At 36.7% G+C, this 13,132-nt stretch carries 9 protein-coding genes and 1 pseudogene; 6 read left to right on the plus strand and 4 right to left on the minus strand.

Features of this window, described 5'->3' with window-relative positions; genetic code table 11:
• Positions 1-70: 70 nt before the first annotated feature.
• The 4 genes and pseudogenes from ACW9JY_RS07115 to ACW9JY_RS07130 form a co-directional block, all read right to left on the minus strand.
• Positions 71-886: a zinc-dependent alcohol dehydrogenase gene (locus ACW9JY_RS07115; RefSeq protein WP_457283849.1), complete on the minus strand. Its 816-nt coding sequence runs from the start codon at positions 884-886 to the stop codon at positions 71-73.
• Between the two features lie 332 nt (positions 887-1,218).
• Complete coding sequence (ltrA, locus tag ACW9JY_RS07120; protein WP_457283850.1) at positions 1,219-2,913, minus strand: group II intron reverse transcriptase/maturase; 1,695 nt, start codon at positions 2,911-2,913, stop codon at positions 1,219-1,221.
• 648 nt (positions 2,914-3,561) lie between these two features.
• On the minus strand, positions 3,562-4,947 hold the full coding sequence (locus tag ACW9JY_RS07125) for a sedoheptulokinase (RefSeq protein WP_457283851.1): 1,386 nt from the start codon (positions 4,945-4,947) through the stop codon (positions 3,562-3,564).
• Positions 4,948-5,165: 218 nt separating this feature from the next.
• Positions 5,166-5,411: pseudogene (locus ACW9JY_RS07130) on the minus strand (acetylesterase); the annotation flags it as partial.
• Positions 5,412-5,735: 324 nt separating this feature from the next.
• Between ACW9JY_RS07130 and pheA the strand changes: the two are divergent.
• Genes pheA through ACW9JY_RS07160 form a run of 6 tightly spaced genes read left to right on the plus strand, consistent with a single transcriptional unit; the run spans position 5,736 to position 13,129 of the window.
• Positions 5,736-6,599: a prephenate dehydratase gene (gene pheA, locus ACW9JY_RS07135; protein ID WP_457283852.1), complete on the plus strand. Its 864-nt coding sequence runs from the start codon at positions 5,736-5,738 to the stop codon at positions 6,597-6,599.
• Between the two features lie 54 nt (positions 6,600-6,653).
• Positions 6,654-8,324, plus strand: coding sequence for a dihydroxy-acid dehydratase (gene ilvD, locus ACW9JY_RS07140; RefSeq protein ID WP_457283853.1), 1,671 nt, complete (start codon positions 6,654-6,656; stop codon positions 8,322-8,324).
• Positions 8,325-8,345: 21 nt separating this feature from the next.
• Positions 8,346-10,055, plus strand: a complete 1,710-nt coding sequence (gene ilvB / locus ACW9JY_RS07145) for a biosynthetic-type acetolactate synthase large subunit (RefSeq protein ID WP_103079285.1) — start codon at positions 8,346-8,348, stop codon at positions 10,053-10,055.
• A complete protein-coding gene (gene ilvN / locus ACW9JY_RS07150) occupies positions 10,052-10,552 on the plus strand; it encodes an acetolactate synthase small subunit (protein WP_103079284.1) in 501 nt (166 codons plus the stop codon). The genes ilvB and ilvN overlap by 4 nt, the downstream gene beginning before the upstream one ends.
• Positions 10,553-10,572: 20 nt before the next feature.
• Positions 10,573-11,565, plus strand: coding sequence for a ketol-acid reductoisomerase (gene ilvC, locus ACW9JY_RS07155; protein ID WP_103079283.1), 993 nt, complete (start codon positions 10,573-10,575; stop codon positions 11,563-11,565).
• A 31-nt stretch (positions 11,566-11,596) separates the two neighbouring features.
• Positions 11,597-13,129 (plus strand): 2-isopropylmalate synthase, encoded by a 1,533-nt coding sequence (locus ACW9JY_RS07160; protein WP_103898917.1) that lies wholly within the window; start codon positions 11,597-11,599, stop codon positions 13,127-13,129.
• Positions 13,130-13,132: the final 3 nt, after the last annotated feature.

Genomic DNA, 13,132 nt, shown 5'->3' on the forward strand with positions numbered 1-13,132 from the left:
AGTATGGGCATTGTCAGTTACGCTAATTTTTAACAATTTTTTTGATTTTTACCTCTTGACATATCACCGATTAGCTTATAATAAACTCTCTATCTTGAATTAAATGTAGTGGAACAGTACCAGGACCAGCGAAAACACCTATTACAATAATTGTACCATGTTTTCTAACTAAGTTAAAAGCTGTATCAATTGACGATTGTATCCCTACAGCTTCAAAAACAACATCAAAATCTTTATAGGCATTAGTTTCTTGAGGGCTCAATGCATCTGAAACGAAGTTGAATTCTTTTGCTTTTTGCACCTTCCAAGAATTAACATCAAAACCTATTACCTCTTTTGCACCATAGACCTTAGCAACTGCAGCCGTAAGAATTCCAATTGTTCCCAAACCAACTACGGCTACTCTTTTTCCAGCTAGACACGATAGCTTTGCGGCATGAACAGCTGTTGACAATGGTTCAGTTAATGTGAAGGCTTCAACTTCATCGTTTTTAGGATTAATTGGGAAAATCGCTTCGTTTGGTATTATAACTTTTTCTGCTAATAAACCCTCTTCTTGAAATCCTCTAACTTTTAAGTTCTCACATATATGAGGCATTCCATGTTTACAATAGTAACATTCATTATCCCAAATGGAGGGCCTAATAGCAACATATTGGCCTTTTTTAAATATATCAGACTTTTCAATGATTCCAATAACTTCATGCCCAGTCGAAACTGGAAATTCTACAAAAGGATGTTTCCCTTTGAAAACGTGAACATCTGAGCCACAGATTCCGCAATATAAGATTTTTAAAAGGCTTTCGTCATTTTTTGGATCACGATCTAGTGAATATTCTTTTATAACAATTTTATTAGGCTCAAGGATTACCCCTCTTTTTAACATTTTAACACCTCTCCTCTTTCATAATTTTTATTGTCTATAGAAATTCTAAAACACGTACTTTAACTACCTTTTATACATTTTATACATTCAATATTAAAGGTTTACCTTCTTTATATTATAATTTATTTGATACCACGTTTTTATCATTTACCATACAAAGCTCATTGTCGAGTAGAGCAGTTGCGTAGTGGCCTTAGATTCTCCTTGGCTGTATCCACCGTTTCCAGTTTCGTGCCCGTTTAGGTTTACCTTAACCCTATTTCCACTGCCCCCTCACAGAACCGTACGTGCGGATTTCCCGCATACGGCTCTTCAGTAGCGCATCACTGTCTTTAGGACAGAGTGTAAGTTAAGTGATATATCTTTGGTACAGGCAAAGGATTAAAGTGGAGAAACTGCTGAAATTGTTCCCAGTTGTAACTCCTCTTCTGACTGCGTCTGTTTATCCACTTAAAAGCCAATCTTACGGTTTGTTTGTGGAACGCCCATATCTTTCGCATGTTTCCGCTTATCCCATAGTAGCGAAAATGTCCTATTAACTTCAGTTTTAACACTTTCCACCATTCTTTCAACTCTACTTGATTACGGACATCCTTTAACCACTGGTTCATTTCCTTTATTCCCTGTCTAAACTTTGCCTTTGAAGTCTTCCGTCCTAACTTAAAATAGCCTTTTCTTGTCTTTGTACAGTAATGGGTAAAGCCAAGAAAATCAAAGGTTGCTAACCTCTTACCTTTCTTTCGTGCCCAGTAGTATGGATAACGACCAAAGCAAATTATTCGGCTTTTCTCTTTCGATATTCTCAGCCCAACTTTGTTTAGCCGTTCCCTCAACTCTTTTCCAAATGCTCTTGCATCGTCAACCCTTTGAAAGCAGGCAACAAAGTCATCAGCATACCGGATAAGCTGAGAAAACCCTTTACTCTGTCTTTTTACTACCTTCTCAAACCAGAGGTCTAAACTGAAGTGAAGATAAATATTAGCCAGAAGGGGGCTTAACACCCCACCTTGCGGCGTGCCCTTATCTATTTGGTAATATTTGCCTTCTTCCATTACCCCTGCCTTTAAGAAGCGTCCTATCAACCTTAAAATGCTTGAGTCAGCTATCCGCAGCCGCAGAAACTTCATCAACCATTTGTGGTTTACGTTATCGAAGAATTTCTCGATGTCCATATCTACTATATAGTTGACAGGCTTAGTCATTACCGCCTTGTCCAGAATATCCAGAGCTTGATGGCAGCTTCTTTTAGGACGAAAACCATAAGATACATCAAGAAAGTCAACCTCAAAGATTGCCTCAAGGATTTTCTTCAACGCCATCTGGACTAACTTATCTTCCACTGTGGGGATGCCCAGCGGTCTTTTTCCTCCCCTGGACTTTGGGATATAAACCCTCCTTACAGGCTGAGGTTTATAACGTTTTGCCCTTAACTTCTCCACTAACTCCTTCAGGTTCTTCTCTAAGGTGACTTCATACTCCTTAACTGTTACCCCATCTACTCCAGGAGCTTTATCTTTCTTAAGCTCCTTGAAGCACTCTTTGAGAAAGTCCACGGTGAGCAGATGAGCTAATGAGGTAAATCTCATCTGTGGATTTTCCCGAGCTAAAGCAGTTAGGGACGAAAGTTTTGTTGACTTCCTTTGTCCGCCTCTGTGTGCGGAGGAAGTGTCCCTTTCGTCCCAAGGCACTGCTGCCAACGCCTTCCCTCCACCCTCATTACAGGGCTTCTTCGGTACTATGCATTGGTCCGACTCCCACAACGTCATCTGGACAACCTTGCCGTCTATAGGCTTGGCAGTCCATACCCTTTCACCAGGAACGTTGCGGGTCTCCCGAGTTCCCAGCTTGTCCTTTTGATACCGTGCCACGGTCTCAGACCCCGTCGGGGTCTTACTGTCTCGCTTATCGCCAGTAAGACTGCTGTCTTCCGCCCCATACACAGCGTCGACCTCCGACATAATGAGTATTTCGGGGCTCAATACCTTCACTTGCGTTGTAGCCCGGTACCTTGTTCCCTCTGGCTTCATAGGTTCGTTACCTCCCACTATGCAGAGTTCCCTACTGAGGTGGTTGCTAGCCTTTCCTCAGACCAGACTTTCACTGGTTGGACACGCTGAATTTTGCTCGGCACACATATGGTAATTCTTCTCAACTGTATTTCGATTTCGTCTACTAAACATACTGAATTTAAATTGAAATAGTCACACAGTTTAGTAGAACCAAGAGTTTTCAAATAATGTTTTGAGAAATACATATTTAGAAGTTTCTTGATTTTTATCAGTCCGGCAATTACAAATCATTTTGTAATAACTTTAACCTTAGAGGAAGGAATACACAAAAAATATTACAGTGCATACAATACTGTTCAAAAAAGCAGAACCACTTCTTCCAAAAGATAGATAAATTTGTGAACGGTTTAAAACGGGATATGCAAGCGGTTAGAAATTTTATACATCGAAAGATTAGCAGATGGTTCTGTGAATAAATTGAAAGTTATTAAGAGGATAATGTATGGAAGAAATAGATTTGAGATACTGAGATAAGAAGTTCTTTTTCTTGAGAATAATTGATAGGATTCAACACTCAGGGGGAAGAAGCACTTTTCGTTTAGTAAGTGTACATTGTTTCTTTGGTTATCAAAGGTTTCTTTAGTTGTTCTTGAATTTCTTCTTCATTCATCCTTGAATGTCGACCTCCCCTTTCGTTTTTCCTTCCATTGCGCACACAGCAGCACCAAAACTTGTAGTTTCTTCCAGTTTACTTAGGTAAAAATTTTTATTAAAGACTTTTTTTATGATGTTTATAAAATATTTGTTTTTCTGTAATCCATTTCCCACCCCTATCATATCTTCATTATCGATATACATTTCTCTATAATATTTGTAGAGTTCTTCCACTATTCCATATGCAGCTGCTGTCACTAGGTTCTGAATTGTAAAGTTGTTTAAACTTATATTATTAATAGCTCCTCTCAAATTAGGATTATAACGTGTACCGTTTAATGTAGTGCGAAATTTTAGAGGAGAAACTGGTAATATGGAATTTTGGATAAATTCGTAAATGTGATTGTCTTCAACGTTTTCCTTACAAGCCAAGCTTATAAAGCTTTTTATAAAATCTTTAATAGTGTCAATAGTCTTACCAGCGGATAAACTAGCTCCAACTAATAAATAATAATTATTTAAAAAAGGTCGATAATCTATGTATTTTGAAATCCTTTTTATTTCCTTAACTACAGCAGATATTTGCCCACTTGTTCCTATGCTTATAACCATCGAATTTATTTTATTGTAAGAAGTTTCAAGTTTCTTTTCAAAAATTGCGCCTAAAACTGACGCTTGATTGTCACCCATCCCTAAAAAAATCGGGGTACCAGTTAATTGAGGGATGTACTTTCCAACATTCCCAACAAAAGTTCCAGGTTCAGCAATTTTGGGAAGGTGAATTTCGCTGTATCCCAATGCATTGATTAGTTTCCAATTCCAATCTTTGTTTTCTAATGCGTAAAATCCACTGCTATGCGCTATAGTAGGATCTATAGGTATTGAATCGTATGTAGTATCTCCAGTGAGCTTTTTTACAATGAAATCTGGAGCAAAATGGAGAGAAAACCCCGAAGTACGTAGAAATTTTTGTAAAGGGAGTAAAGTTGTGACAGCATACCCTGGGCTTAGAAAGTATTGAAATTTTGAAAATAGCGATTTATAATTTTTATTAATATAATCTACATATGTAATTCCATTTTCATTTTTCTCTAAAGCTCTTTGATCTTGCCAAGTAATTATATTTGTTATTGGGGTGTTATCTTTCACAAGAAAAAAACTATGCATATTTCCGGTGACCGAAATAGCTTTGGTTCCTTTTAAATCAAAAACTTTAGTTAGATATTTTATAAAAGAATCAAAATCACTTTCTAATTTTTTTATGTCAAATTCACTTTTTAAACCATCGAAAATTAAACTTGTATTTTGTTTATTTGCGAAGGCAATTTCTTTACTTTTACTGTCGTATAAGCATGCACTGTAAGAAGTTGTCCCAAAATCTATCCCCAACACTTTCATTTTTTACACCTTCTAAGTAATTCCCATTACAAAAATTATTTTTTTCATTTTAATCACACTTTAAAGGGTTTTATTTCGTATGGTGTTATATTGAATACGATTTTATGATTTTTAAAAGGTAATTTTAGTTTCCTCTCCTTGAATTAAATTACATTCAACGGCTGGCGATCAATTTTTCAATGGAAGCCAGTCAAGAACTTTTTCAATATAAGTATCCCAAAATTTCCAGATTCTGGTTGATCCAGATAAAAAGAATTATTCCCAGAAGGCATCACAACAGCCAGGTTCCTTCCCTCAGCTAATCTTTGAATGCTTGTTTCTGACACCCAGCTAGTATAATTACCAAATCCACCATAAAGAAGATATAGTGTTTTAAAAGGATTATTGCCACTATCTGCGATTTAAGATGTAATTGAAAAATTTAATTTATCAACTGGTAGAACCACTATATTAAATTGTACCATTTTTGCCACCTTTCATTTCCTCCTGTACAATTTTTTTAGAAAGCGAAAAGTAAAATTTTTATTTGTTTTGAGTAAATTTTTAGTTAAATTAAATTGGACGGTTTTAATCCTATATTTCTAAAACCCATAAAAGAAAGAATTAGAAGGCCCTTCAATGAAATTTTTTTCAAATCTTGCAAAAAAGGAGATTTTAGAGTATAATCGCTAATAATTTACGCTAATCTTAAATAGTTACCAATAATTAGGAAAAATGAAATTTTTTTCATTTTCTTTCAACCCTGAAAATATTTTCGTAATATTTTTGAGTTCAAGGAGTTAGACGTCTTGAAAAAAGATCAGAATTTAAAAAAATGTTGTTATTTAGGACCTAAAGGGACTTTTAGTGAAATTGCAACGGTGAAATATTTTAGTGAAAATGTTTCATTGATTCCATTACAATCTATTTCAGATGTTTTTGAAATGGTTCAAAGTAAAGAAGTAGATTTTGGAGTTGTCCCAATTGAAAATTCCGTGGAAGGCTCAGTTAATATTACAATGGATCTTTTATTCGAGAAATCAGATATTCAGGTAGTGGGAGAGTGTGTTGTTCCAATTAAGCATTTTCTTCTATCTTATGAAAGTTTAGACTTGGCAGAGATTAAAAAGCTTTTTTCGCATCAACAAGCAATTGGACAATGTGGTAAGTTTATAAAAAATAGATTGAATAATCCTGAAGTTATATTTACCGCAAGTACCGCAAATGCTTGCGAAATGATAAAAGATGTGCCAAAAAGTGCCGCTATAGGTTCAGAAAATATTGTTAATATCTATAATTTAAAAGTTTTGGCTAAAGATATTCAAGACTCAAAAAGTAACTCAACCCGTTTTTTTGTGATTGCACATTCAGATAACTTTACAAAGTTTGAAGATCCAGAACAAAATTACAAAACCTCGATAATATGTTCTCCAAAACACAACAAACCTGGGGTTCTGTACAATATGTTAAAAACCTTCAAAGAAAAGAACATAAATCTAACAAGGATCGAATCTAGACCAACCAAAAAGCAATTAGGTGAATATTCTTTTTATATAGATTTTGAAGGTTATAAAGAAGATAAAGATGTAATAACAGCATTAGATAAATTAGAAAAAATGAGTTCTTTCTTTAAAATTCTTGGATGTTATCCAAAGTGGAAAGAACGGGAATGAATTCTACCGGGGATTTTTTCAACATTTTTAAACTTTATGGAAAGGGAGGATTATATGAGCGATAATAAACAAAGAAGCGACGAAATTAAAAAAGGAGTATCAAAAGCTCCACATCGTTCTTTGCTTTATGCCTTAGGGTTGACAAAAGAAGAGATCGATAAACCTATAATAGGTATAGCTAACTCTGCGAACGATATAATACCAGGACATAAACATTTGAATGAAATATGTGAGAGTGTAAAAAATGGCGTATACGCAGCTGGAGGTTTACCTTTAGCTTTTTCAACGATAGGAATCTGTGATGGTATCGCTATGGGACACAGCGGTATGAACTATTCATTACCGAGTAGAGAGTTGATTGCCGATTCTATAGAATCTGTAGCTAGAGCCTACAAATTCGATGGATTGGTCCTTATTCCCAACTGCGATAAGATCGTTCCAGGGATGCTAATGGCCGCTTTGAGGTTAAATATTCCCGCGATAGTTGTAAGTGGAGGTCCAATGCTTGCGGGGAATTACAGAGGAAGAAAAATCGATTTACATGATATGTTTGAAGCTGTTGGTGCGAGAGTTGCCAATAAGATTTCTGATGAAGAGTTAAGTGAAATGGAAATGACTGCCTGTCCTGGGTATGGGTCTTGTGCTGGGATGTTTACTGCCAATTCAATGAATTGCCTAACAGAGGTTTTAGGACTTGCACTGCCGGGAAATGGGACGATTCCGGCAGTTTTTTCTAGTAGGAGGGCTTTGGCAACAAAAAGTGGAGAAAAAATAATGGAGTTAGTAGCTAAAGACATTAAACCGTTGGATATATTCACCGAAAAAACTGTAGAAAACGCCTTTACTCTAGACATGGCTTTAGGTTGTTCTACCAACACCGCTTTACATTTGCCCGCAATCGTTCACGAAGCCGGAATCGATTTTGACATAGATATTATTAATAAAATTAGTTCCAAAACCCCACACCTATGTAGTTTAACTCCCGCAGGAATTCATCACATTGAAGATTTATATTACGCTGGTGGTATTCCTGCTGTATTAAAAGAATTGTCAAAAAAGAATTTGCTCCATTTGGACTGCTTGACCGTAACAGGGGAAACCTTAGGTGAAAATCTCAAAACAGTTGGTTATGTCAACCATGAAGTGATAAGGCCGATAGATAAACCGTACCATAAAGATGGAGGACTAGCGGTGTTAAAAGGTAATATAGCTCCCAACGGGGCAATTGTTAAACAGATAGCTGTATCGGATGAGATGTTGGTACATGAAGGACCTGCAAAGGTCTTCAACAAAGAAGAAGAAGCCATCAAAGCTATTTATGGGGGAAAAATTAAAGAAGGAGATGTAGTAGTTATCCTATACGAAGGTCCGAAGGGAGGACCAGGTATGAGAGAGATGTTAGCACCTACTTCTGCATTAGCTGGTATGGGATTGGATAAGAAGGTTGCCCTGATCACCGATGGTAGATTCTCAGGAGCAACACGCGGCTCTGCCATAGGTCATGTATCTCCCGAAGCTGCGGCAGGAGGTCCAATAGGGGTCGTAAGGGATGGGGATATGGTATCGATAAACATACCAGAAAAGACTCTAAATTTAAAAATATCAGAAGAAGAATTACAAGCAAGATTAAATACTTTTAAACCGATACTTCCAAAAACAAATGGGTATTTAGATAGGTACAGTAGATTTGTACAATCAGCGGATAAAGGGGCGTTTTTAGAATAAAAAAATTAGAGAGGTGATTTTATGCCGATTCATTCCGGGGCAAGAATATTCGTTGAATCTCTTTTGAGGGAAAAGGTTGAGGTCGTATTTGGATATCCAGGAGGGAAGGTTATCCCACTTTATGATGAACTCTACGACGCTCCTATAAAACATATATTAGTACGTCATGAACAAGGCGCTGCGCATGCTGCAGATGGTTATGCAAGGAGTACGGGGAAAGTTGGAGTGTGTATAGCTACTTCTGGGCCTGGAGCTACTAACCTAGTTACCGGACTAGCTACTGCGTACATGGATTCCGTACCAGTTGTAGCTTTTACAGGTCAAGCTCCGACGAGTCTAATAGGTACAGACTCATTCCAAGAAATAGACATAAGAGGAATAACCTTGCCTGTAACCAAGCACAATTACATGGTAACAAATGTAAAGGATTTAGCTAAAACTATAAAAGAAGCTTTTTACATAGCCAGAACTGGTAGACCAGGTCCAGTATTGGTAGATTTACCAGTGGATGTTCTTAAATCTCACGCTGATTTCATGTATCCTCAAAGCGTTAATCTCCCAGGATATCAGCCAACATACGAAGGTAACTACATGCAAATAAAATTGGCTGCCGAGGCGATTAATACATCCCAGAGGCCAGTTATCTTTGCCGGTGGAGGAGTTATAAATTCTAATGCTTCAGAAGAACTGACAAATATGGCAATAAAGGGAAGGATACCAGTAGTTACATCTCTTATGGGTCTTGGGGCTTTTCCAGAAGATCATGAGCTTTCTCTAAAGATGCTAGGAATGCACGGTACAATGTATGCCAACTACGCTATATCTGAAGCAGATTTGATAATAGGAATTGGAGTACGCTTTGATGACAGGGTAACGGGGAAGTTGGAAACGTTTGCTCCATATGCAAAGATCATTCATATAGATATCGATCCAGCTGAAGTAAATAAAAATGTCAAAGTTGATATTCCCATTGTTGGTAACGCAAAAAACGTTTTAGATAAATTAATTCCGTTGATAAAGGCGATCGAAAGAAAAGAATGGCTAGAAAAAATAAAAGAATGGAAAAGACGATTTCCGCTTAACTACGAATACGATGATAACAATATTAAGCCACAATACTTGATTGAAAAATTGGATGAGTTAACCGATGAAAATACTTTAATAGTAACAGAAGTTGGCCAAAATCAAATGTGGGCAGCCCAATACTTTCATTTTTCGAAACCTAGGTCATTCATAACCTCAGGAGGCCTTGGAACTATGGGATATGGTTTACCAGCCAGTATGGGTGTTCAGGTAGGAAATCCCAATAAAACGGTTATCAACATATCTGGTGACGGAAGTTTTCAAATGAATCTCCAGGAGTTAGCTACAATAAGTTCCAACAGGCTCCCAGTAAAAATAATCATTTTAAACAATGGAACCTTAGGGATGGTAAGACAGTGGCAAGAGTTATTTTTTGATGAAAGATATTCCGGCACTATACTTGAAAATCCTGATTTCGTTAAATTGGCTCAGGCTTATGGAATAAAATCGTTAAGAATCGATCAAACAAACGATGTAGAGATGGCTTTGAAAGAGGTTCTAAATTATGATGGCCCAGTTTTACTGGACGTCATTATTCCTCAAGATGAGAACGTATTCCCAATGGTTCCAGAAGGGGCATCGATCAATGAGATGTTGGAACTAAAAAAGAAAAAGAGAGAAAAGGAAAAACAGGGGGAGGTTGCATGAGACACATCTTATCAGTAACGGTGAATAATCAACCTGCAGTTTTGGCAAGGATATCTGGTCTATTCAGTAGGAGAAATTTTAACATACTGAGTTTAAATGTAGGTGAAACTGAATTACCGGAGTATTCGCGAATGACGATAGTTGTCGAAGCAAATACAGATACATTAGAACAAGTAAAAAAACAACTTTACAAACTTATAGATGTTATAAAGATCACTGAGTTGAATCAAAGCAATATGATAGAGAGGGATATGGCGATAATTAAGGTAAATTGTGGAAAAAATCAAAGAAGCCAAGTTATTCAGGTGGTCGACGTTTTTAGGGGTAAGGTTGTCGATTTTTCCCTTGACACAATAACAGTTGAAATTACGGGGGATGAAAATAAAATAAATGCCTTTATCGAAATAATGAAGGATTTTGGCATTAAAGAAGTTGTGAGAACAGGGATTGTAGCTATAGATAGAGAAATGAACAATAACGTTTTGACAAATTCATAAAAATTAAGGAGTGATAGTGTATGGTGGAAACATTCTATGAAAAGGATGCAGACTTAGGTTTATTGAAGGGAAAAACTATTGCGGTTTTGGGTTATGGAAGTCAGGGTCATGCTCAGGCACAAAATCTTAAAGATAGCGGATTAAAAGTAATTATAGGTTTGAAGAAAGATAGTAAAAGCAAAGAAACTGCCCAAAAAGATGGTTTTGAAGTATACGAAACATCTGAAGCAGTTAAAAAAGGAGATATTATTCAAGTATTGATCCCTGATGAAGTTCAGAGTGAGGTATACAAAAAAGACATAGAACCCAACTTAGACGAGGGTAATGCACTTGGGTTTTCTCATGGTTTTAATATCCATTTTGGACAAATTGTGCCTCCAAAAAACATTGATGTATTCATGGTTGCTCCTAAAAGTCCTGGTCATTTAGTCAGAAGAATGTATTTAGAAGGCAAAGGGGTTCCAGGATTATTAGCTGTTCACCAAGATTTTTCAGGAAAAGCAAAAGAGTTGGGTTTATCTTACGCCAAAGGAATAGGTTGTACACGAGCAGGTGTCATCAAAACAACTTTCAAAGAGGAAACAGAAACGGATCTATTTGGAGAACAAGCGGTCTTATGTGGTGGAACTACATCTCTTATCAAGGCAGGTTTTGAAACACTCGTTGAAGCGGGATATCAACCAGAAATAGCCTATTTTGAATGTTTGAATGAACTTAAATTAATCGTTGATCTCTTGTATGAAGGTGGATTAAAAAAGATGAGATACTCTATAAGTGACACTGCACAATATGGAGACCTTGCCATTGGGCCCAAAATTATCGATAATAGGGTTAAAGAAACTATGAAAGAGGTACTTGCAAACATACAGAATGGGAATTTTGCAAAGGACTGGATATTAGAAAACAAAGCCAATAGGCCTGTTTTCAACGCTTTAACTGAAAAAGATAATAATTCTTTGTTGGAACAAGTAGGAGCGAAGTTGAGAGCGATGATGCCTTGGATAGAAAGCTAAAAAATATAGGCAAGTGGGAGAGTGATCAAATTTGAGAAAAATAAAAATTTTTGATACTACGTTGAGGGATGGCGAACAATCTCCAGGAGTAAGTTTGACAATGGAGGAGAAGTTGGCAATAGCCGAACAGCTTTCCTTGTTAAAAGTTGATGTAATAGAGGCTGGTTTTCCTATTTCTTCAAGTAGTGATTTTGAAAGTGTGAAAAACATCGCCCAAAAAATCAGAGATGTTGAGATCGCCGCTTTAGCAAGGGCGAACTACAAAGATATCGATTGTGCTTGGGAAGCACTTCAGGAAGCAGAACAACCAAGAATTCATGTGTTCATTGCCACTTCTCCTATTCACATGAAATATAAGCTGCAAATGAATGAAGAGCAAGTTATGGAAAGAGCAGTTGAGGCCGTGAAGTATGCAGCAAAGTATACTAATAACGTTGAATTTTCAGCAGAAGATGCTTCAAGAAGCGAGTTAGAGTTTTTGTACAAACTCTTTGAAAAAGTCATCGAAGCTGGTGCGTCGGTAATTAACGTGCCTGATACTGTGGGATATGCAATTCCTCAAGAATTTGGTGAATTTATTAAGAAGATAAAAGAAAACACAAGGAATATAGAAAAGATTGAATTAAGCGTACATTGCCACAACGATTTAGGGATGGCAACTGCTAACACACTTATTGCTCTGAAAGAGGGTGCCGATCAGGCGGAGGTTGCAGTCAACGGAATAGGAGAAAGGGCAGGAAACGCCGCCTTAGAAGAAGTTTTAATGGCATTAGTTACCAGGAAAGATTATTTTGAAGATTTAGTCGTAACGCAGGATACAACTAAGATTTTGAAATTAAGCAACATGGTTTCACAATTTACTGGAATGGTTATTCAACCTAATAAAGCAATAGTAGGTAAAAATGCCTTTGCACATGAATCTGGTATTCATCAAGATGGTGTTATCAAAGAAAGAACTACTTACGAAATAATGAAAGCAGAAAGTATAGGGTTGAATTCAAATAAACTAATATTAGGGAAACATTCGGGAAGACATGCCTTAAAGGAGTTCTTAATATCATCTGGTTACACCGTGGATGAACAAACCTTTGAAAAGTTATTCATTAAATTCAAAGATCTAGCCAGTAAAAAAAAGAATTTAAATCCGCTTGATGTTGAAGCATTGATAAACGACGAACTATATAAAACGGAGGATTATTTCAAACTCAAATATTTATCCGTTACTACTGGAAACACTACACTACCGACAGCGACTATAAAAATAGCAAGAGGAGAAGATTTGATAGAAAAAGCGGCTTGCAGTGGAGACGGACCAATAGATGCCATATTTAAAGCCATAAACGAAATCGCTGAAGAAGAAAATATCACTTTGATTTCGTATAAGATAGAAGGCGTTACAGAGGGGACCGACGCCTTAGGAGAAACAACCGTTAAACTCAAAATTGGAGAAGATGTATACGTTGGGCATTCTGTTGAAACAGATATTACCCAAGCAAGTACTTTGGCCTATCTAAATGCGTTGAATAAATACATGACTAAAAAACTCCAAACAGCAAAAAAATAAAAT

It is taken from the genome of Petrotoga sp. DB-2, from assembly GCF_054051725.1.